This window comes from Glaciihabitans sp. UYNi722, assembly GCF_040549465.1.
Taxonomy (GTDB): domain Bacteria; phylum Actinomycetota; class Actinomycetes; order Actinomycetales; family Microbacteriaceae; genus Lacisediminihabitans.
The window spans coordinates 15,308-37,226 of sequence record NZ_JBEPTL010000018.1; the positions used below are offsets into that span (position 1 = coordinate 15,308).

Here is a 21,919-nt window from a genome sequence, read left to right on the forward strand (position 1 = left end):
GGCCCGAAGCCGCTCCGCCTGACCCCTCTTCACAGACGGGGAGACCGCCCCCGTGAAACGCCGACCTCCCGACCGCTCATCCTCCACCACCGGGCACCCAGCCAGGCAGGATCTAAGCCGTCGGCAGGTCGAAGTTGTTCGATGATTCCAGTTGGCCGCCGCCGCGTCGCTCCCGAATTGTGAGCCCCACGACGAGCAGCAGAATGACGCCAAGGAAAAGCACGCTCGTGCCGGTAGTTCCGAGGCCCAGTCCGCCATCCTTCGGGCTCTGTGAGAGGAGGTCGCCTGTGGATGCTCCCAGTGGCCTGGTAAGGATGTACGCGATCCAGAATGCGACCACGGCGTTCAACTTGAAGGCGTAGTAAGCAAGTGCGACCAGTGCGATGGCTGCCGCAAACACCACAAGCGAGAGCAGGTACCCGAGATTCAGGCTTTCTGCGAGCAGGTCGCCGGCCGCAGTACCGAGCGCAAAGGCGAAGAGCACTGCAAGCCAGTAGAACGACTCACGGCGAGGCGTGAAAATCGAGTGAATCGACAGGGTCTTCTCGCTGGCGAACCAGGCAATGAAGGTGATGGACAGCGCGATCGCGAAGAGCACGGCGGTGACCCAGAGCGGCACCCCGAAGTTGTCGGTGAGATTGTCGGTGATCAGAGTGCCGACGACGCTGATCAAAACTACAGCGAGCCAGTAAACGGCGGGGAAATAACGCTGGGCTCGAAATTGGAAGACGAGCACGAGGGCCAGCAAGGCAGCCATTACCACGCTGGTGATGGTCAGGCCGAGATTCAGGTTGACATTCAGGAAGTCCGCAAAGGTTTCGCCGACCGTGGTCGCGAGCACTTTGATGATCCAGAAGATGGCGGTGACTTCTGGCACCTTGTTGAGCATGACCCTGCCGATGGCCGGCGAGCCCGTTCCGTTGCTGGGCATCGTGGTTGCTCCTTCGAGTGGTGGGGGATGTGGCCAGTAGATTGCCCGACGACTAAGAATTCGCCAAGGTTTGCGCAGAGCGCCGTTCGGCCTTGTGATGCTGTGGAGAATGGCACCACTTCGAAGTTTCTTAGATTCCACCTGACCATACTTGGAGCACCATGACTCTTTCTCTCATCTCCACGGGGCTTCTTGATCCGCAGTCCCTGATCACTGGGGCCGGCGCCTGGGGCCTCGCAATCGTGTGTGCTGCGGTGTTCGCCGAGACCGGCCTGCTTGTCGGCTTCTTTCTGCCCGGGGACACACTGTTGTTCTTCACCGGAGTGCTCACCCTGAGCGGCGCCATCCGAGAGCCGCTCTGGCTGGTCATCTTGCTCGTGGGCCTCGCTGCGGCGCTCGGCGACCAACTCGGCTACACGATCGGGCGCAAAACGGGGCCGGCGGTCTTCGAGCGCCGCGAGTCCGGCGTCTTCAGCCGAAAGAGTGTCACGCGCACCCAAAACTTCTTTGATCGATTTGGACCCGTCGCAGTGACGATCGCCCGATTCGTTCCCGTGGTGCGCACATTCGCTCCCGTCGCAGCCGGAGTCGGGCGCATGCCCCGCCGACTCTTCACGTTTTTCAACCTCATAGGCGCCGCACTCTGGTCCGGATCGGTTATTGTTCTCGGGTTCGCGCTTGCTCACTTGCCCGGTGTCGCCGATTTTGTCTCCCAGTACATCGACATCGTCCTGATCGGAATTGTGGTCGTGTCTGTCGTGCCGATTCTCGTGCGCACGATCACGGTACGGAGGCGGGCCGCAGCGACGCAGGATGTCGACTGAGCCCTGGGACTGGCGTCGCCGTCAGATGCTCATCTGCTCGAGACCACTGCGCGTGCCGGGCTCCGAGTAGTACTCGACGAACCAACGCCATCAGCCCAGAAACCACAAAACGCCCTCCCGAAGGAGAGCGAAATGTGAGCCGCGTCCCGAGACACCTGTGAACGATGTCCCGAGACATGACAACTGTCGGGGTAGCGGGATTTGAACCCACGACCTCTTCGTCCCGAACGAAGCGCGCTACCAAACTGCGCCACACCCCGATTGATTTCAGGCCCAACCTTGCGGTTCGATCCGAAGCCTCATCAAGAATAGCTGATATCGCGACCGACGAGTGTCAACAGTGTCGCCTCAGGCGGGCAGGCGAACCGCACCGGCGCGTAGATCGAGGTGCCAAGACCCGCGGAGACGTTCAGGTAGGCCGCGCGCCGCGCATGCTTCCACAGGCTGAGGCCCCTCACCTGGTCGCGCGGGATGTCGCAGTTGGTCACCAGCGCGCCGTACCCTGGCACACAGACCTGGCCTCCATGGGTGTGCCCGGCGAAGATCAGTTCCGCACCGTAGGTGAGGAAGGAGTTGAGCACGCGCTGGTAGGGCGAGTGGGTGAGACCGATGGTGATCGGATCGGGGCCGGTAGTGTCATCCTCCCAGCCCACGTTCTCGCGCATCTCGTCCATCGCGCCCGGCAGTTTCGCGAGCTTGTCCCAGCCGATGTGGGCATCGTTCACGCCCATGAACTCGAGCCGCGAACCCCTGATGCTCATCGCCCGTGCCGTGTTGTTGAGATCGAGCCAGCCGAGTCCCTCGAGGAAGGAGTTGAGGCGCGCGGTGTCGAGGTTGGGCGCGTGATGCTTCTTCTCCGACGGACCGGTGAAGTAGGTGAACGGGTTTTTGGCAACCGGGCCGTGATAGTCGTTCGACCCGTGCACGAAGACACCGGGGATACCGCGGAACGGTTCGAGCGCGTACTCGACGCCCTCGATGCCGTCGACGTGTCCGAGGTTGTCACCGGTGTCGATCACCAGGTCGGGCTCGTACACGGCCAGCCCACGGATCCAATCCTGCTTGGCGCGCTGCCAAGGTGCCATATGCAGGTCGGAGAGATGCAGCACGGTGAGGGGTCGTGAGCCGGGCCGAAGCACTGGAACGACCTGCTTGACCAGCGTGAACCTGTTGCGCTCCACGAGCGTGCCCCAGGCGAGCGCGCCGAGTCCTGCGGTAGCGACTGCGGCTATCGCGGCGCCGACTGCTGTGCGATCCGAACTGTGCATCAACTACAGGGTTTCAACTGGCCGACAGCGAGCTTGATCTCGTCGGTCGGTCGTGCCTGGGCACCTGGGGCGGGATTGCTGGCAACGACCTTGCCCACGTCATCCGGGCTCGTCACGACCTGGCATGCCTGGCTCACACTGTTCCAGCCTGCACTGTTGAGCATGGCCTTCGCGCCGCCAAAGCTGTTCGAGTGGCCGGTGACCACATCCGGAACCGTACTGAGTGAACCATCACTCGTGTACAGCGTCACTGTTGAGCCGAGCGAACTGCTCGCTCCAGCTGCGGGATCGGAGCGCGACACAGTTCCGGCAGGGAGCGCCGATGACTCGGTCGGGCCGTCAGCCACGTTGAACTGGAGGCTCTCCAGAAGCTTCCGAGCCGCGGCAGAGGATTGCCCGACGACGTTCGGCACGGATGCACTGCGGCCGGCTAGCAGTGACGAATCAGCGCCGGGGAAAGCACCACCCTTGTAGGCGGGGTTCGCGTTGAGGGATTTCATGGTCGCCTTGAAGATCATGAACTTGAGGCTGTACCCGTTGGTGCGACCGACGGTGATCTGACGGAGGCTTTGCTCGCCTCCCGGATTTTTGGAGGTGGCTCTCGCCGGATTGCCGATGATATTGCCCACCCATACCGCGAGGGCGATCTTCGTCGTCGTGCCGATCAACCAGTTCTGGTACGAGCCGTCGGTCGTACCGGTCTTTCCGACGAGTTGAACGCCGTCGCGCGGGTTTCCCGCCGTCGCCGTTCCGGAGTCGAAGACCGTCTTGAGCGCATAGGCGACAGTGGCGGCGATCTGCGGGGTGATGGCATTGGTGCACTCGGTCGGCTCGCCTGGGAGGTCCTTGCCGTCAGGGCCGACGATCTTGTCGATGGCGGTTGGCTTGCAGTAAGTGCCGTTCGCACCGATGGTGGCGATGGCAGCGGCCATGGTCATCGGAGCGATGAGGTTCGTGCCGAGCGTCGAAGAGGGGAGGGTTTCCAGTTCGGCCCCGTCGGCGCGGTGCACGCCCATCGCGGTGGCGTCATCACGGATCTTGCAGAGGTCGAGCTTCTTCGCCATTTCGACGAATGCGACGTTGACCGACGAGGTCGTCGCCCGTAGCACCGACCAGGAGCCGCCTTCACCTGGCGAGTCATTCTGGGGGAAATAGGCGTTGCCCGTCGGGGAACCATTGCACTTGAAGCTGTTGGCTGCAAACTGCTTCGGGGTGCCGTCCACCCTCTCCTGCAGACCGTGACCGCTCTGCAGCCAGTCGACGAGCGTGAAGATCTTGTAGGTCGATCCGGTCTGGAAGCCGTTGGAGCGACCATAGGCGAAGTCGGTGCTGAAATTGATGGAGGTCTGCGCCGACGTCGCGGCCGAGGTGTTGTTGTAGTCCTTATTCTGGGCCATCACGCGGATCTTGCCGGTACCAGGTTCCAGCGCGACCGCAGACGAACCGAGGGCGAACCGCGTCTCGGTGGCCGGCGTCACGGTGCTGAGCTGGTTCTGGGCCACATCCTGCTGGTCGAGATCGATGGAGGTGTAGACCTTGTAACCGCCATTGGCCCAGTTCTTCAGGCGCTCTTCTCTCGACTTGCCGAGCGCCGGCTGTTCCAGGACCTTCCGGACTGAGTAGTCGCAGAAGAACTTGGCGTCGGCCGCATTGAGGCAACCGTTAGTGGCCGGCTGCAGCTTCACATAGGACTCGATCGGAGTCGCAATGGCCTCGTCGTGCTGTACCTGGGTGATCATCTTCAGGTCGAGCATGTCGTTGATGATCGTGTCGCGGCGGAGTTTGTTCGCCGGGTAATTCTTGGGATCGCCGAGGTTCAGCCCTGCGGGGCGTTGGACTGTCGCGATGAGGCTCGCGGCCTCCGCGATAGTCACGTCTTTAGCACTGATGCCACCGAAGAAGCGTTGCGCAGCAGCCTGCACACCATAGGTCACACCGCCGAAGCCGTTGATGTTCAGGTAGGCGAGCAGGATCTCCTTCTTGGAGTATCGCTTCTCAAGCCCGATGGCAAGTTTCATCTCTTCGAGCTTGCGGTCGGGACTGGTCTTGATCGCATCCGCATAGGCTTTGTCGCGCTTGACTTTATCGTCGATGAGCTGCGACTGTGCTACACGGATGTTCTTGACCAGCTGCATGGCGATGGTCGAACCACCGGTTGAACCGGTCTTGGTGACGAAACCGACACCGGCACGCATTAACGACTGCAGGTCGACGCCGCCGTGGGTGTAATAACGACGGTCCTCACCGGCGACCGCGGCATCCTTCAGAAACGGGGAGACGTTGTCCCAGGAGACATCTTCACGATTCTGGTTGTAGACGGTGGCGATCGGCACCGGCTGACCCCCGCGGAGTCCATAGATGTCGTTGCGCTGCGCCTGGCCGCCGAGGGCGATGTAGTCCGGCAGGTTTTCGAAGACGCCGATGGTGCTCTTGGCTGCGACGCTCGTCACCGCAAGCGCCGGGGCGACCATGGCTGTCACGAGTACGCCGGCGATCACGCTGAATCCGACGAGTCCGACGAGTCCCCCGAGCGCACGGGAAAACTTCACTTTTTGGGCTGGCATAGCAGCAAGGATAAGCGATGAAAACTGATAGTTCGGGAACGCGTCAGTCGTGCGTCACAGGCAGACGCCCGGCGGTGGTCGGAATTCCCCGCTGGGGTTCGCCACCGCGGTGCCGTAGACGTTCAGGGTGACGGCATCCGTCTTGGCCACCACCGCCCCCGCTGCAGGGTTGGATGCCTGCACCTGGCAGAGATTCGCCGGGGGGCCCGGGGTGCCCTGCACCCAGGTATAACTGACATTCTCCGGGGCGAAGCCAGCGGCCGCGAGGGCATCGTTGGCCGCCTGGCGGGTGAGACCGACCACGTTCGGCATGGTCGTTGCCAGGCTGCCATCGCTCGAGAAGACGGTCACGGCGTTGCCAGAAGAGACCTTCGCCCCCGGTGCGGGGTCCGTGCTCACGACGCGCCCAGCGGGAAGAGCGGATGCCACCGGCCCACCGTCCACGAACTCGAACTGCAGGCTTTCCAGCAGCGCCTTCGCCTGCGCCATGGTCTGGCCGATCACAGACGGCACTGTCGCCGACGAACCTCCGAGAATGGCAGCCGACGCCGCGGGGAACGCCTCGCCCCGGAGACCGGGGAGTGCGTTAGCCGTCTTCATCACGGCCTTCATGATGTTGAAGCGTGAACTCGAATAGTAGTTCTGCCTGGTGATCGGATTGGTGAACCTCTTCAGGCCGACGTTGCCGTAGATATTGCCGGTCCAGACTGCCGTGCCGAGCTTCGTCGTCGTCGCTACGATCCAGTCCTGGTGGCTACTCGGCGACGTGCCCGTCTTACCGCCGATCGGCACTCCGTCCCTTGGATTACCCGGGCGGCTCGTGCCACCGGCCATGCTGCCGGCCATCGCGTTCGCCACTCCGGCAGCCACATCCGCTGAGAAGGCCTGGTTGCAGGTCTTCGCCTGGCCAGGCAGCTCCTTGCCCTGGGGATCGACGATCTTGTCGATGATGATCGGCGTGCAATGGAGGCCGCCCGCGCCGATGGTCGCAGCTACGGCGGCCATGGTGAGCGGCGCCTGCTCGTTGGAACCGAGGATGGTCGACGGGTTGATGTCGAGGTCTTTCTTGAAATCGGCACGGTGCGCACCCATCGCCTTCGCGGTCTCGCGGATGCTGCAGAGATCCTGCCTGGTCGCCATGTCCATGAATGCGTTGTTCACCGAGCCGATGAGGGCAGACCTCACAGTCATATACCCGCCGCGGGAGTTGCCATCGTTCTGGAGTTTGAACGGAGCGCCGGGGATCGCGCCCGGATCGCATGGGGCGGAAAACCTCGACGGTGCATAGATCTGGGGACCCGTGCCGTTGACGCGGTCGTTCAGGCCGTGACCGGTGTCCAGCCAGTTGGCGAGGTCGATGATCTTGTAGGTGGAGCCGGTCTCGAAGCCGACCGAGTTGCCGTAGGGGAAATCGGTGCTCAGGTTGAGTGCAGTGGAGTTCGGCGCGGCTTCCAATGCGTCGTCGAAGGGTTTGTTCTGCGCCATCGCCAGCACCCGGCCGGTACCCGCTTCCACGGTGTTCGACGCGGCGCCGAGTGGGAATCGATTCTCAGTGGGTGGGGTCTGCGTGTTCAGGGCATCCTGCGCGGCGTCCTGCAGCCCGAGGTCAATGCTCGTGAAGACGGTGTAGCCGCCCTTGTCCCAGTTGGCACTGCGCTCCGAGGGCGTCGCGCCGAGCGATTCCACCACCGGGGCGGCGCCCATTCCTGCCGGCAGTTCCGGAGCGGTGATGAGCCTGGTGACGTAGTCGCAGGCGACCTTCGCGTCGGCGGCATTGCGGCATCCGCTGATGGGCGGGCTGATCTTGACGTAGGACTCGATCGTCGTCGCGATGGCGTCGTCGTGCTGCTTCTGATCGATGTATTTGACGTCGAGCATGGCGTCGAGAATCTCGTCGCGTCGTATCTTGTTGGCCGGATACTTGGCCGGGTCGCTGAGATTCTGGGCGTTGGGCTGTTGCACGATCGCGATGAGGCTGGCCGCCTGCGGCAGGGTCACGTCTTTGGCGGGAACACTGAAATACTGCTGCGCGGCCGACTCCACGCCGTAGGTGTTGGAGCCCATGCCGACGATGTTCAGGTAGCCGAGGAGGATCTCCTTCTTGGTGTACTCCTTGTCGAGTCCGATCGCGAGTTTCATCTCCTTGATCTTTCGATCGATCGAGGTCTCTTTGGCCGCGTTGACTGCTGTGTCGCGCTTTTTGGTGTCTGTGATGGACTGGGCTTCCTGAATGAGGATGTTCTTCACCAGCTGCATGTCGAGCGTCGAGCCACCACTGGTGACCTGACCCGATTGTGCATTGCCGATCGCCGCGCGGGCGATGGAGGAGATATCCACCCCACCATGTTCGTAGAACCGGCGATCCTCGCCGGCGACGACCGCCTGGGTCAGGAAAGGGGAGACCTGCTCCCAGTCCACTTCCTTGCGATTCTGCTTGAAGGTCGTCGCGATGAGCACCGGTTGTCCGGTACGCATGGCGTAGATCTGATTCTGCTGCGACTGTGTGCTGAGCCTGATGAATTCTGGAAGGTCCTGGAAGGCGCCGATAGTGCCCTTGGCAGCATTGCCGGTGACGGCGAGTGCGGGGGTCACCATCACGGCGACGAGCACACCCGCGATCACACTCAATCCGAGGAGACCGGCTAGCCCCCCGAGCACGCCGGAAGGCTTCACACTATGGCCAGACATAGTGGCAAGAGTACGGGACGGGCGCTCGCCTTCGGTAACGATGCATCACGACTAGGGGCACAGGCCGCCAGGATCAGTACCCGCGTTCGGCCCGCCATTGCTCACCGACAGGGTGATCGAGGCATCCTTCGCCGTCGCTGAACTGGCAGCGGGATCGCTCGCCGTCACCCTGCAGACGTCGGCCGGAGATCCGGCAACCCAGCTGTAGGTGACCCTGGTGGAATCGAAGCCCGCGGTCACGAGGGTGCCCATGGCGCCCTGGCGGGGCATCCCGACGACATTAGGCATCGTGGTCGCGAGGGACCCGTCGCTCGTGTAGACGGTGACGCTCGAACCCATCGCCGCGACCGCTCCGGCTGCCGGATCGGTACGAACGACCTGGCCGGCAGGGAGACCGGATGCCACCGGCCCGCCGTCGACGACGTCGAACTGCAGGCTCTCCAGCAGCGACTGCGCCTTGGCAAGGGTCTGGCCGGCCACCGAGGGCACCGCGAGCCCGGCGCCGTGCAGCAGCGTGGAGTCGACCGCGGGGAAGGCACTGCCCTTGTACTCCGGGTTGGTGTTGAGCGATTTCATCGTCGCCTTGAAAATGTTGAACTTCGTGTTGTAGCCGTTCGTGCCGGCGACTGTGATCTGTCGCAGGCTCTGGTCGCCCTGCGGGTTATTGGTGGTCGCCTTCGCCGGATTTCCCTGGATGTTGCCCACCCAGACGGCAAGAGCGGCCTTCGTCGTCGAGGCGATGAGCCAGTTCTGGTATGAACCGTCGGTGGTGCCTGTTTTACCGACGATCGGCACGCCATCCCTCGGGCTGCCGGCTGTGCCCGTGCCCGACTTCATGACCGTGGCCAGGGCATAGGCGACGGTGGCCGCGATATTGGGGGCGATCGCTGCGGTGCAGTTTTTCGCCTGGCCATCGAGTTTCTTCTCATCCGGTCCGACGATCGAGTCAACGATGGTCGGCGCGCAGTAGGTGCCGTTGGCTCCGATGGTGGCGATCGCCGCGGCCATCGTGAGAGGGGCGATGGTGTTCGTGCCGAGGATCGCGGCGGGTTGGGTGTCGAGGTCGCCACCCTTGGCCGGGTGCACTCCGAGCGCTTTCGCGTCATCCCGGATGTCGCAGAGGTCGAGCTTCTGGGCCATACCGACGAAGGCCGCGTTGACCGAAGCGGAGGTCGCGCTCAGCACACTCATCGACCCTCCCTCGCCTGGGGAGTCGTTCTTTGGAGCGTAGCTGCCGGCGTAGGGCCCGCCACAACCGGTGGCCTTGAAACCGGATTGTTGGAAGGTGCGAACGGTGCCGTTGACCGTGTCGTTAAGTCCGTGGCCTTTCTGCAGCCAGTCGATCAGGGTGAAGATCTTGTAGGTGGACCCGGTCTGGAATCCGCCGGAGTTTCCATACTCGTAGTCGGTGCTGTAATTGATGCCGGTCTGGGCGGCGGTCGCGCTGTCAGTGTTATTGAAGCCCTTGTTTTGGGCCATCACCAGGACACGTCCGGTTCCGGGCTGCACGGCATCGGCGGCCGCCCCGAGGGCGAAACGGGCCTCGTCGGCTGGTGCGCTCTTGGCAAGTGCCGCCTGGGCGACATCCTGCTGATCGAGGTCGATGCTCGTGTAGATTTTGTAGCCGCCTGTGGCGAAATTCGCCCTGCGCTCGGCCTCACTGGCTCCGAGCGATTCGAGGGTCGGCACCAGCTGCTTCACGTAGTCGCAGGCGAAGGGAGCAGCGCTGGCGTAGAGACATCCATTGGTCGGAGCGGTGAGCTTGACCTCATCCGCGATCTTCGTGCTGATGGCCTCGTCGAACTGCGCTGCGGTGATGTACTTCTGCGCGTGCATGTCGTTGAGGATCTGGTCGCGGCGCACCTTGTTGGCGGCGTAGTACTTGGGATCGCTGAGGTTCTGCAGGTTGGGCTGCTGCACGATCGCGACGAGGCTCGCAGCCTGGGCGACCGTGACATCCTTGGCGTTCGCGCTGAAGTACTGCTGCGCCGCGGACTGCACTCCATAGGTGTTGCCGCCGAAACCGGTGATGTTCAGGTAGCCGACCAGGATCTGCTTCTTGCTGTAGCGCTTGTCGAGACCAACCGCGAGCTTCATCTCTTTGAGCTTCCGTTGGAAACTGTCGTCGATGGCAGCTGCGTAGGCCGCCTTCTGCTTCTTGGCGTCTCTGATGTCGAGGGCGTTCTGCACGAGGATGTTCTTCACCAGCTGCATGTCGAGGGTGGAGCTTCCACTCGTGATCGATTTGCTGATGATGTTGCCGGCAGCCGCGCGCGCCACCGACGGCATGTCGATGCCGCCGTGCTGGTAGAAGCGGCGGTCTTCACCCGCGACCGCGGCATCCATCAGGAACGGCGAGATCTCGTCGGCGGAGACCTCCTCGCGGTTCTGGTTGTAGATAGTGGCGATGGGTACCGGGGCCCCGCCGCGGTTGGCGTAGACGATGTTCCGCTGCGACTGTGTGCCGAGTTCGACATAGTCGGGCATGTCGTCGAAGACGCCGATGCCGGCCTTCGTCGCTTCGCTCGTCACGGCGATCGCGGGGGTGACCATCGCGGTCACCAGGATGCCGGCGAGCACGCCGAGGCCAATGAGTCCGCCCAGCGTTTTGGGCAGCGCGGAACGCCTGAAATCCTGAGCCATACAATCAAAGTTACGTTTGCAACCTCCTCTCAACCTGAACGGACGCCGAGATGACGACCTGGGAATACCTCACAACACCGTTGATCGTGCACAACACGGCGGCCATTCTGAACAACTGGGGTGAACAGGGCTGGGAGCTCGTGCAGATCGTCACGGGCCCCGAGGGCGGGCTCGTCGCCTACCTCAAGCGCGAGAAGAACGAGGACGCCTGATGTCGAAACTGGATGACCGGCTTGCCGAACTCGGACTCGAGATTCCCGAGGTGGCCACCCCCGCCGGGAGCTACATTCCCGCGGTGATCAGCGGCAACCTCGTCTTCACCTCAGGGCAATTGCCCTTCGTCGCTGGCTCGCTGCCGGCGACCGGTAAGGTCGGGGCGGCCGTTTCTCCAGAAGACGCCAAGGGCTATGCGGCCACCTGCGTGCTCAACGCGCTCGCCGCGGCGAAGTCGGCGATCGGATCACTGGATCGGGTGACCCGTGTGGTCAAGGTCGTCGGGTTTGTGGCATCCGACCCCTCATTCACCGGCCAGCCCGGTGTGATCAACGGCGCGTCGAACCTGCTCGGCGAGATCTTCGGAGACGCCGGCATCCACGCCAGGAGCGCGGTCGGCGTCGCGGTGCTGCCGCTCGACTCTCCCGTCGAGGTGGAGCTGATCCTCGAGTTCGCGTAGGGGCTCAGTTCGACGCCCTCCGGCCCGTTGTTCTTCGGTCATTTCAGGTTTCTCCGGAGGTTTGGCCTCAATAGCGCCGAATTGGGGCCAAATCCGCGCGTTTCGGCTACTCGGAGGCGAAACCTCCGGAGAAACGCGTAGGCAGAGCGAGGGAAGAGAAAAGCCGTGGTGGGAGACGCGGGATTGGCAAGCGAATGCCGCGTTTAGCGCACCGGGTCGAGGTGGCGACCTCGTTCGAGATTGGTGCGGATGACTTCTTCAACGAGTGGCCAATTGTGCATGATCATGCGATAGCTCAGCCTGATGACCGTGTAACCGCGCGCCTGTAGCTCGGCGGTGCGGACGCGATCTTCATTGAACCGCTCATCATCGGAATGGGTTTCTTGTCCATCCGTCTCGATGATGAGGGATGACCCGACAAGCAGGTCTACCGTGTGGCGGCCTATCGTCACCTGAAGCCGGGGGTCGTATCCCGCCGTCTCACGCAGCCACAGACGGACGATGGTCTCGAGCCCCGAAGCAGCGCGACCATCCACCAGTCGCTGGAGGCGGCGCAACCTACGAGGCAGACGGGCGAAGAGTTCGTGTATCTCGAAGACATCGAGCAGCCCTCTGTTGATCGCCGAATCGCAGGCGCAGATCGCATCTACCCAGTTGGCGCGCAGAAAGATCTGGGCCAGCGACTGCTGCACCGATTCACGCCATGGAAAGTCGGTGGCCTGGAAGGCGGCGGCCTGGAAGTCGCCGAGTCGCCAGTGGCTCATGATTCGCCGCCCAGAACTGAGGTGCTGCGAATCCGGGAACTCGAACTTAACTCGTCCGGGCTTGGCGACGTTGCCGTGAGGCTTCCAGCTCACGTGGAGATCAGAGTCGAGTCCGCGCCATATTCCATAGCTCTGAGCCGCCGAAAATGCTCCCAGCCGGCCACCGAGCATGACGGCCCGCATACGATCAGGCTCGGCATCCGGGACTGCGTACCAGGCACGGCGGACACGCATGAGCACGCTGTCCTTGAGCGCGCGCGAGATCGAACTGGGACTGAACCCGGCGTCGAGGATCTGACTTCGGGCCGCGACTCCTCCTAACGCTCTGACGAGCAGTTGGATCGATACGTATCGTCGCATTCGACAAGGTTGTCGCTCCTGACCTGCTGGGACCCTTCAATCCGGGCCACCAGGTGACAGAGCAAGTCTCCGGCCCGCTGTTGAGGAGGGGTGGGCAATCCGTTTCTCCGGAGGTTCGTCAGGCTCGGCTCATCAGATTGCCGTATTCCTGGGGAGAGATCAGCGCGCCGAGGGGAATATCGGCAAAACCTCCGGAGAAACGCGGAGTGACGGTCGCGGGCAGAGCCGCAGAGCGGCAGAGCGGCAGAGCGAGCGGATGCGCGTCTGTCGAACCCAGCCGTTCGTCGAACTCAGCCGTTCGTCGAACCCAGTTGCCCGCTGATGATCTGCATCACGCTGGTGTCGGCAAGGGTAGTGGTGTCGCCGATTGCGCGGCCCTCCGCGACGTCCTGCAGCAGGCGGCGCATGATCTTGCCCGAGCGGGTCTTCGGCAGCTCCGCGACGATGAAGATCTGACGCGGCCTAGCGATCGCACCGATCTGGTCGGAGACGTGGGTTCTGAGCAGTGCGCTCGCCTCATCCGCTGTCTGCATCTCAGACTGATCTGAACGCAGGATGACGAAGGCGACGACGGCCTGTCCTGTCGTCTCGTCTGCGGCTCCGACGACCGCCGACTCTGCCACGATCGGATGCGAGACGAGCGCCGATTCGATCTCGGCGGTGGACAGACGGTGACCCGAGACGTTCATCACATCGTCGACTCGGCCGAGCAGCCAGATGTCGCCGTCCTCGTCGAGCCGGGCACCATCGCCGGCGAAGTATTTGGGCTTCTCGAACAACGCGGTGCCGAACTTCTCCCAGTAGGTCTCCTTGAACCGCTCGGGGTCGCCCCAGATTCCGCGCAGCATCGATGGCCACGGCTCGCTCACGACGAGCAGTCCGCCGCCCCCGACGGGCACCGCGTTGCCGGCCTCGTCGAGCACGTCGATCGAGATGCCGGGTAGCGCGACCTGCGCCGAACCGGGCTTCGCGATCGTGACACCGGGCAGGGCAGAGACCATGATGGCGCCGGTCTCGGTCTGCCACCAGGTGTCGACGATCGGGGTCTTTCCTCCGCCGATCACCTCGCGATACCAGACCCAGGCCTCGGGGTTGATCGGTTCGCCGACGCTACCGAGCACGCGCAGTGACGTGAGGTCGAAAGCATCCGGAATCTCACGCCCGAGTTTCATGAACGAGCGGATGGCGGTGGGCGCCGTGTAGAAGATGCTGACGCCGTACTTCTGGATGATCTCCCACCACCGGCCCGGATGCGGCAGGTCTGGCGTGCCCTCGTAGAGCACCTGGGTCGCCCCATTGGCAAGCGGACCGTAGACGACGTAGCTGTGGCCGGTGATCCAGCCGACGTCGGCTGAACACCAGTAGACGTCGGTCTCGGGGTGCAGGTCGAAGACATTCTTGTGGGTGAAAGCCGTCTGTGTGAGGTAACCGCCGCTGGTGTGCAGGATGCCCTTCGGCTTACCGGTGGTACCCGAGGTGTACAGGATGAACAGTGGATGCTCCGCCTCGAAGGCCTCAGCCTCGTGCTCGGCGTCCACGTCGGCGATCGCCTCGTGCCACCACAGGTCGCGACCCTCGACCCAGTCGACGTCGTTCTCGCCGCGCTTGACGACGAGCACGTTCTCCACCGTGTGAGTACCCTCTTTGGCGAGGGCAGCATCCACGGCGGGCTTGAGTGCGCTGACCTTGCCCTTGCGCCATCCGCCGTCCGCCGTGATCACGAGCTTCGCGCTGGCATCGTCCACCCGGGACCGGATGCTTTCGGCGCTGAAGCCCCCGAAGATCACCGAGTGCACGGCGCCGATGCGGGCGACCGCGAGCATTGCGACGACGGCCTCGGGGATCATCGGCAGGTAGATCGCAACGCGGTCGCCCTTGCCGATGCCGAGCTTCGTGAGCAGGTTGGCCGCCCGCTTCACCTCCGCGGTGAGTTCCGCGTAACTGATCGAGCGGCTGTCGCCTGGCTCGCCCTCCCAGAGGATGGCGATCCGGTCGCCGTTGCCGGCCAGCACGTGGCGGTCGAGGCAGTTGTACGCGACGTTGAGTTCCCCATCCGCGAACCACTTGGCAAACGGAGCGTTCGACCAGTCGAGGGTCTGGGTGAAGTCCTTGTGCCAGTGCAGTAGCTCGCGGGACTGCTTGGCCCAGAAGGCCAGCCGGTCGGCCCGTGCCTCGTCATAGAGCCCTGAGCTGGCGACAGCGTTCGCCGCGAATTCTTCGCTCGGCGGAAAGCGGCGCTCTTCGTGCTGCAGGCTATCAATGGAGGTGGTGGACATGAATTCCTCTTCGCGCAGGCGAGGGCGTCGGCGCCCCCTCGGGAAATAGTGACTCCATGCTAGACCGGCTCCTGAGGGCGTCGCGCCGGGTTGCGTCTCATCCCGTCACTCATACCTGTGAGTAGGCCGAATTCACCCTCCGCTCTCTTTTGTGCGCCGAGTCCGTGGGAGTACACTAAATCCGTCGAATGCAAATTCGGTAAGTAGCGCATAGTGATTCCCCCCAATCCAGCGCTACTGTGGCGGCGCCGGTTCCCCCCAACAGGCGCCGCCCCTCTTCGTTCACAACACCTTCTTCTCCTCCCCGGATCGTGTGATCTCGCTCGGTACACGGATGCTGCGATCGACAGCATGCACCTGCACATCGCCCCTTACTGTCGAGCAATGTCCGACCCCGCCTATCGTTTCGTCGCCCGCCGACCAGGATCCACCGAACGCGAAAGTGTGCCCCCTCGTCTCGCGGGCCGGGAACTCGCAGAATTCGGTGAACTCGCCGAACTGGTTTCCGATCCCGATGTCACCGACGTGTTCGTCAACGGTGCTGGCGGCCTGTGGACGGATCGGGGCGGCGGTCTCACGAAGCAACCGGCGTCAGGCATGGACGAGCCGTCGATCCGCGAGCTCGCCGTGCGTCTGATCGCTCTCGGCGGCCGGCACATCGACGAAGCAACGCCCTGCGTCGATGTGCGGTTGCACGAGGGTATCCGCGTGCACGCGGTGTTGCCGCCGATCTCCACCGGTGGCACGCTCCTCTCTATACGACTGCCGCGCGTGGCTCGTCTCGGGCTCACCGAGCTGGACGCTGCCGGCTTCTTCACTCGTATCCCGCTGGAGCGGGTCACCGGCCTCGTCGAACGTCGCGAGAACCTGCTGATCACCGGCGCGGGCGGCAGCGGCAAGACCACGTTCCTCGCCGCGTTGCTCTCGAGCGCGTCGGTATCCGATCGCATCATCGCTATCGAGGATGTCGCCGAACTGCAAGTGACGCATCCGCACTTCGTCTCGCTCGAGGCGCGGCAGGCCAATCTCGAGGGTGCGGGGCAGCTGGGGCTGGAGAGACTGGTGCGCGAAGCACTGCGGATGCGCCCTGACAGACTCGTTCTCGGCGAGTGTCGCGGGGCCGAGATCCGCGAACTGCTCGCCGCGTTGAACACCGGGCACGATGGCGGGGCAGGCACGCTGCACGCGAATTCGCTGGCCGATGTGCCCGCGCGCATCGAAGCTCTTGGCGCGCTTGCCGGTATGAGTCCTACGGCGATCGCTCGGCAGACAGTCAGCGCGATCGGTCGCGTGCTGCACCTGGAGCGACGCGACGACAGTCGTCGACTTGTGCAGTTGGGGCGTTTCGAACTGGACGATCGTGATCGCCTTCGAATGGTCGAGATCACGGATGCCTAAAGAGAAGCGAGAGCTTGACCCGCTCGCCGCCGTGGTTCAGCGTCTCGGGGTTCTGCTCGCGGCCGGGGTTGCGCCTGTCTCGGGTTGGGGTTATGTCGCGGAGTCCGTCCACGGTTCGGATGCCGACCGGGTGCGAGCGGTCGCCTCCGCGGCTGCCGGCGGCGAGTCGATCTCCGATGCGATAGCGGATGTCGCAGGCTCGGCTCGATCCAACGCGTCGGCCTGGCGCGGTCTCGCCGCCGCCTGGCACGTCGCGACGGAGGCGGGGGCGCCGCTCGCCCCGACCCTCGCGGAGTTCGCCACTTCGCTGCGGTCGCTCGCGCAGAACCAGCGGGACGTGCAGACCGCGCTGGCGGCTCCCGCCGCGACGGCTCGGATGGTGATGGGGCTGCCGGTCATCGGCATCCTGTTCGGCATGGCGCTCGGGTTCGACGTGCTCGGCACCCTGTTCACCACAGCGCCCGGCCTGATCTGTCTGGCGCTCGGGGTGATCCTCATGCTGGCGGCACGCTGGTGGAACCGTCGTCTCATCGCCTCTGCCCGGCCGAAGCAACTCACCCCCGGTCTCGGCCTCGACCTGATGGCCATCGCCGTGTCGGGCGGGGCATCGATTCCGCGGGCCATGGCAGCCGTCGACGAGGCGCGCGAGCGCTGTGGTCTGCCGGCGGAGGGTGCCGCCGCCGTGCTCGACGAGGTTCTTGAGCTCTCCCGGAGGGCAGGTGTGCCGGCGGCCGGTCTCCTGCGCAGCGAAGCGGCTGAGGCGCGACGAATGGCTCGCAGCGACGGTGAGCGGAAGGCCGCCGCTCTCGCCGTCACGCTCATGCTGCCGCTCGGGCTCTGCATCCTTCCCGCCTTCATGCTGCTGGGTGTGGCACCGCTCCTGATCTCCGTCATCTCGTCCACAGTCGTCTCCTTCTGAGAGAAGGCCACCGATCCCGTCGTCTCGCGCCGCTGGCCCGGCCGTAGGGGCGACCATCTCTGTATCCGGCCGCAGGCCGGCAACCCGAAAGGAACGACCGATGAAACGACTGAAGAGAATCCTCCGCCGGGATGACGGCGCGGCCACCGCGGAGTATGCGATCGCCACGATGGCGGCGGTCGGATTCGCCGGCCTCCTGGTCGCGATCATGCGCAGCGACGAGGTGCGCGGCATGCTGACCGACCTTGTGCATCGTGCGCTCACCTTCGCCGGGTGAGCGGGGGAGCGTGGCAGCCGAGTTCGCGGCCGTAGTGCCCGCGGTGATCCTTCTGCTGGTCTGCTGTCTTGCCGGGTTGCAGCTCGCTGCCCAACACCTGAGACTGCAGGATGCCACCGCGAGCGCGGCTCGGTCGGTGGCGCGGGGGGACGATATCGGCGTGGCTCGCCAGCTGATGCCAGGAGCGCGCTTCAACAGTTCGAGCCGAGGGGACATGGTCTGCGTCAACGGCTCCACGCCTGGATCCGTTGCCGGTGTCGTGATCACCGTCACAGCATCGAGTTGTGCGTTCGCGGGCGGAAAGTGAGAGACGAGCGCGGGTCGGGGTCCCTCCTGGCCGTCGCGATCGTCGCCACCATGCTGGCTCTCATCTCGCTTCTCCTGCCGCTCTCCGTTGTGCTGTCAGCGAAGCAGCGGGCAGCGGGAGCTGCGGATGCCGCGGCTCTCGTAGCCGCAGACGTCGCGGTCGGTGCGCTGCCCGGCTTCCCCTGCGAGGCGGCGGCTGCCGTGGCCGCGGCCAACGGTGCCAGCCTGGGCGGCTGCGAGCTGGATGGAGCGGTAGTCACCGTGGCCACCGGCATCGTGATTCTCGGCTTCGACGTTCAGGCCCGCGCCACTGCCGGCCCACCCCGTTCGGGAGTGAATTAGGAGCGCTCGGTGTTTCTGTGTGTATGGTGTGCGTGTCGGGCCTGCAGCCCAGCTTCCTCTCCCGCTGTGCGTAACATCAGCGCGGCAACCCTATGCTGGGCGAGGTTTTGTATTTTGACGCGGCAGCCGCCGCAGACGCGAGGAATAAGGTGCCAGGCACGAAGAAGCTGGTCATTGTCGAGTCGCCCGCAAAGGCGAAGACGATTGCCCAGTACCTGGGAGACGGATACGAGGTTCTGGCTTCGGTCGGCCACATCCGCGATCTCATCGAGCCGAAAAACCTTCCGGCGGAGCTCAAGAAGGGGTCGCTCGGCAAGTTCTCCATCGACGTCGATAACGGCTTCGTTCCCTATTACGTGGTCTCCGACCAGAAGAAGAAGACGGTCGCTGAACTCAAGCGTGCGCTCAAGGACGCCGACGAGCTGTACCTCGCAACTGATGAGGACCGCGAAGGCGAGGCCATCGCCTGGCACCTCCTCGAAGAGCTGAAGCCCAAGGTGCCGGTCAAGCGGATGGTTTTCCACGAGATCACCAAAGAGGCGATCCAGCTGGCTCGGGATAACACGCGAGACATCGACACAGCCCTCGTTGACGCGCAGGAGACCCGCCGTATCCTCGACCGCCTCTACGGCTATGAGATCTCTCCCGTTCTCTGGCGCAAGATCGGGCCGGGATTGTCCGCCGGCCGAGTGCAGTCCGCAGCCACCCGCCTCGTCGTCGACCGCGAGCGTGAGCGGTTGGCTTTCGTCGCCGCCGGTTATTGGGATCTCTCGGCGCTGCTTGCGGCATCCGCCGATTCCACCGCGTTCGAATCGCGTCTCGCTCGCCTCGACGGCACCCGCGTGGCGACCGGTCGCGACTTCGATGACAAAGGTCAGCTCAAGTCGGAGACCGTCGCCCTCGACGAGCAGGCCGCAGAGGCTCTCGCCACCGCGCTTCGCGATCCTGCGGTCTCCGTCGTGGTCTCCTCCGTCGACTCGAAGCCCTACACGCGCAGGCCCGCCGCGCCATTCAGTACGTCGACCCTGCAGCAGGAAGCGGCACGCAAACTCCGCTTCTCCGCGCGCCAGACCATGAGCGTGGCCCAGGGACTGTACGAAAACGGCTACATCACCTACATGCGAACCGACTCGCTCAACCTCTCGCAGCAGGCGATGACGGCCGCGAGGTCGCAGGCGAGCAAGCTCTACGGCGCGGAGAGCGTTTCTGAGAAGCCGAGAACCTACGCGAGCAAGAGCAAGAACGCGCAGGAGGCCCACGAGGCGATCCGCCCCGCAGGCGACGTGTTCAAGACGCCAGGCGAACTCGAGGGAACGCTCCGCGGCAACGACTGGAAGCTTTACGACCTGATCTGGAAGCGCACCGTCGCCTCCCAGATGGCGGATGCGAAGGGTTCGACGGCATCCGTCGTGATCACTGCCGGTCCGGTCGAGGGCAAGACGGCGGAGTTCGCGGCAAGCGGCACGGTGATCACCTTCCGCGGATTCCTGCAGGCCTACGAAGAGGGCAGGGACGAGGAGCGCAATGGTACCGCTCAGCCGGCCGAGGCGAAGCTGCCTCCGCTGACCGTCGGGCAAAAATTGACGGTCGCGGATGTCGAAGCCAAAGGCCATGAGACCAGCCCGCCACCGCGCTACACAGAGGCCAGCCTCGTCAAGACCCTCGAAGAGCTCGGAATCGGGCGCCCGTCCACCTATGCCTCGATCATCTCGACGATCATCGACCGCGGCTACGTCACACCCCGTGGCACCGCTCTGGTGCCGAACTGGATCGCCTTCTCCGTGGTGCGCCTGCTTGAGGACTTCTTCACCGACCTGGTGCAGTACGACTTCACCGCCGGCATGGAAGACGACCTCGACCGCATCGCCGGCGGCACGGAAGACCGAGTCGACTGGCTGACCAGTTTCTACTTCGGCAGCGACAAGCATCGCGGCCTGCGCAACGTGATCGACAACCTCGGCGACATCGACGCGAAGAGCATCAACTCGATCACGCTGAACGACGAGATCACGCTGCGCATCGGAAAGTACGGTCCGTACCTCGAAGTCGCCAACGAGGATGCGGCCTCCGAAGCTACCCCGCGCCGGGTCAACATCCCCCAGGACCTTGCGCCCGACGAACTGACCGTCACGAAGGCGCAGGAACTGATCGACGCGCCAGTGGTGGTCGACCGCGTGATCGGCGTGAATCCTGAGAACGGCAAGAACATTGTCGCGAAGGACGGCAGGTTCGGTCCCTACGTGACAGAACTTGACCCAGAGCCTGAGGTGGTGGCCGCCGAGATCGTGGCCGACCCCGCCACCGGCGAGGTCGCCGACGAGAAGCCGAAGAAGAAGGTCGCGAAGAAGCCGGCCGTGGTGAAGCCGCGCACGGCATCCATCTTCAAGTCCATGGATCTCGCCGCCGTCGATCTCGACACCGCGCTTCGGCTGCTGTCGCTGCCCAGGGTGGTCGGGCAGGATCCGGAGACGGGCGAGGACATCACCGCACAGAACGGCAAGTTCGGGCCGTACCTCAAGAAGGGCGCCGACACGCGCTCGCTCACCGAGGAGGATCAGATCTTCGAGATCGATCTGCCGGGTGCTCTCGAGCTGTACTCCCAACCCAAGTACGGTGCCCGTCGGGCATCGAGTGCACTGAAAGAGTTCGACGCCGACCCGGAGAGCGGCAAGCCGATCAGGATCAAGGATGGCCGTTTCGGCGCCTACGTGACCGACGGCGTGACCAACGTGACCATTCCCCGCGGTGAGACGATCGAGGAGATCGACTTCGAGCGTGCCGTGCAGATGCTCGCCGACAAGCGGGCCAAGGGTCCGGCTAAACCGAAGGCCAAAGCGAAAGCCCCGGCCAAGAAGAAGCCGGCAGCCAAAAAGCCGGCAGCCAAAAAGCCGGCGGCGAAGCCGGCAGCGACGAAGTGACGAGCACCGGGCTCTTCATCACCCTCGAGGGTGGCGACGGGTCAGGAAAGTCCACGCAGGCTGAGCTGCTGTCGACCTGGCTGACGGATGCCGGCCACACCGTGGTGCGAACCCGCGAGCCTGGCGGAACAGAGCTGGGTGTCGAGCTGCGCGAGATAGTGCTGCACCGCAGGGGGCATATCGCCCCGCGCGCCGAAGCGCTCATCTACGCGGCGGACCGCGCGCACCACATCGCGACCAAGGTTCGTCCGGCGATCGAGCGCGGCGAGATCGTGATCCAGGACCGGTACCTCGACTCGTCCGTCGCCTATCAGGGCGCCGGGCGAGTACTGGATCCGGTCGAGATCCGCAACCTCTCTCTCTGGGCGGCCGAGGGTTTCATGCCCGACCTCACCATCCTGCTCGACCTCGACGAGTCGATCGGGCGAGAACGGCTCGACGAAGCACGCACCAAATACGACAGGCTCGAGGCCGAGGCGCACGACTTCCATGCCCGTGTGCGCGCCGGATACCTCGCGCTCGCCGAGGCGGAGCCCGACAGGTTTTTGGTGCTGAGCGCCACCGGCTCGATCGAGTCGATCGCGGCGCAAGTGCGCGCGCGGGTCGAGGCCCTGCTCGCTGCGTAGCGCGGCTCGCGCTGCTGCACGCTCGCGCTGCCGCGCCTGCGTGCTGCGGCGCGTGCGTGCCGCTGTCCGGCCGCGCTTCCTCGTCGGGGTCCGCTGTCGTTTCGGCCTTCCGCGGTCGTTTTTGCGACAGCGTTCCGCCGAA

At 64.2% G+C, this 21,919-nt stretch carries 17 protein-coding genes and 1 tRNA gene; 10 read left to right on the plus strand and 8 right to left on the minus strand.

Features of this window, described 5'->3' with window-relative positions; translation table 11 throughout:
* Positions 1 to 112 precede the first annotated feature (112 nt).
* Positions 113 to 931, minus strand: coding sequence for a COG4705 family protein (locus ABIB56_RS13150; RefSeq protein ID WP_354569670.1), 819 nt, complete (start codon positions 929 to 931; stop codon positions 113 to 115).
* 161 nt (positions 932 to 1,092) lie between these two features.
* Here ABIB56_RS13150 and ABIB56_RS13155 point away from each other — a divergent pair, with 161 nt between their 5' ends.
* Entirely contained in the window at positions 1,093 to 1,755 is a 663-nt protein-coding gene (locus tag ABIB56_RS13155; protein WP_354569671.1) for a DedA family protein, read from the plus strand.
* Between the two features lie 186 nt (positions 1,756 to 1,941).
* On the opposite strand, the gene ABIB56_RS13160 is transcribed toward ABIB56_RS13155, so the two are convergent.
* The 5 genes from ABIB56_RS13160 to ABIB56_RS13180 form a co-directional block, all read right to left on the minus strand.
* A tRNA-Pro gene (locus ABIB56_RS13160) sits at positions 1,942 to 2,015 on the minus strand.
* 42 nt (positions 2,016 to 2,057) lie between these two features.
* Positions 2,058 to 3,023, minus strand: a complete 966-nt coding sequence (locus ABIB56_RS13165) for a metallophosphoesterase (RefSeq protein ID WP_354569672.1) — start codon at positions 3,021 to 3,023, stop codon at positions 2,058 to 2,060.
* Positions 3,023 to 5,587, minus strand: a complete 2,565-nt coding sequence (locus ABIB56_RS13170) for a transglycosylase domain-containing protein (RefSeq protein ID WP_354569673.1) — start codon at positions 5,585 to 5,587, stop codon at positions 3,023 to 3,025. Before ABIB56_RS13170 ends, ABIB56_RS13165 begins: the two co-directional genes overlap by 1 nt.
* A 54-nt stretch (positions 5,588 to 5,641) precedes the next feature.
* Positions 5,642 to 8,275: a transglycosylase domain-containing protein gene (locus ABIB56_RS13175; protein WP_354569674.1), complete on the minus strand. Its 2,634-nt coding sequence runs from the start codon at positions 8,273 to 8,275 to the stop codon at positions 5,642 to 5,644.
* A 51-nt stretch (positions 8,276 to 8,326) separates the two neighbouring features.
* Positions 8,327 to 10,918, minus strand: a complete 2,592-nt coding sequence (locus ABIB56_RS13180) for a transglycosylase domain-containing protein (protein WP_354569675.1) — start codon at positions 10,916 to 10,918, stop codon at positions 8,327 to 8,329.
* Between the two features lie 50 nt (positions 10,919 to 10,968).
* On the opposite strand from ABIB56_RS13180, the gene sp36 reads away from it, so the two are divergent.
* Positions 10,969 to 11,130 carry a Sp36 family protein gene (gene sp36 / locus ABIB56_RS13185; RefSeq protein ID WP_354569676.1) on the plus strand — a complete coding sequence of 54 codons (162 nt, stop codon included), beginning with the start codon at positions 10,969 to 10,971 and terminating at the stop codon, positions 11,128 to 11,130.
* A complete protein-coding gene (locus ABIB56_RS13190) occupies positions 11,130 to 11,591 on the plus strand; it encodes a RidA family protein (protein ID WP_354569677.1) in 462 nt (153 codons plus the stop codon). Before sp36 ends, ABIB56_RS13190 begins: the two co-directional genes overlap by 1 nt.
* Positions 11,592 to 11,794: 203 nt before the next feature.
* Here the strand turns inward: ABIB56_RS13190 and ABIB56_RS13195 are convergent, their stop codons facing one another.
* The gene (locus ABIB56_RS13195) at positions 11,795 to 12,715 is read right to left on the minus strand and encodes an endonuclease domain-containing protein (RefSeq protein ID WP_354569678.1); all 921 of its coding nucleotides are present in this window, start codon (positions 12,713 to 12,715) and stop codon (positions 11,795 to 11,797) included.
* 290 nt (positions 12,716 to 13,005) lie between these two features.
* Positions 13,006 to 14,991 carry an acetate--CoA ligase gene (gene acs, locus ABIB56_RS13200; RefSeq protein WP_354569679.1) on the minus strand — a complete coding sequence of 662 codons (1,986 nt, stop codon included), beginning with the start codon at positions 14,989 to 14,991 and terminating at the stop codon, positions 13,006 to 13,008.
* A 384-nt stretch (positions 14,992 to 15,375) separates the two neighbouring features.
* On the opposite strand from acs, the gene ABIB56_RS13205 reads away from it, so the two are divergent.
* The 7 genes from ABIB56_RS13205 (at position 15,376) to tmk (ending at position 21,777) form a co-directional block, all read left to right on the plus strand.
* Positions 15,376 to 16,389: a TadA family conjugal transfer-associated ATPase gene (locus tag ABIB56_RS13205; protein ID WP_354569680.1), complete on the plus strand. Its 1,014-nt coding sequence runs from the start codon at positions 15,376 to 15,378 to the stop codon at positions 16,387 to 16,389.
* A complete protein-coding gene (locus ABIB56_RS13210; RefSeq protein WP_354569681.1) occupies positions 16,382 to 17,308 on the plus strand; it encodes a type II secretion system F family protein in 927 nt (308 codons plus the stop codon). Before ABIB56_RS13205 ends, ABIB56_RS13210 begins: the two co-directional genes overlap by 8 nt.
* Before the next feature lie 100 nt (positions 17,309 to 17,408).
* The gene (locus tag ABIB56_RS13215) at positions 17,409 to 17,585 is read left to right on the plus strand and encodes a DUF4244 domain-containing protein (RefSeq protein WP_354569682.1); all 177 of its coding nucleotides are present in this window, start codon (positions 17,409 to 17,411) and stop codon (positions 17,583 to 17,585) included.
* A gap of 10 nt (positions 17,586 to 17,595) precedes the next feature.
* Positions 17,596 to 17,892 (plus strand): TadE family type IV pilus minor pilin, encoded by a 297-nt coding sequence (locus tag ABIB56_RS13220; RefSeq protein ID WP_354569683.1) that lies wholly within the window; start codon positions 17,596 to 17,598, stop codon positions 17,890 to 17,892.
* Positions 17,889 to 18,233, plus strand: a complete 345-nt coding sequence (locus ABIB56_RS13225; protein ID WP_354569684.1) for an Rv3654c family TadE-like protein — start codon at positions 17,889 to 17,891, stop codon at positions 18,231 to 18,233. Before ABIB56_RS13220 ends, ABIB56_RS13225 begins: the two co-directional genes overlap by 4 nt.
* Positions 18,234 to 18,382: 149 nt before the next feature.
* The gene (gene topA / locus ABIB56_RS13230) at positions 18,383 to 21,151 is read left to right on the plus strand and encodes a type I DNA topoisomerase (protein ID WP_354569685.1); all 2,769 of its coding nucleotides are present in this window, start codon (positions 18,383 to 18,385) and stop codon (positions 21,149 to 21,151) included.
* On the plus strand, positions 21,148 to 21,777 hold the full coding sequence (gene tmk / locus ABIB56_RS13235; RefSeq protein WP_354569686.1) for a dTMP kinase: 630 nt from the start codon (positions 21,148 to 21,150) through the stop codon (positions 21,775 to 21,777). Before topA ends, tmk begins: the two co-directional genes overlap by 4 nt.
* The last annotated feature ends 142 nt before the right edge of the window (positions 21,778 to 21,919 follow it).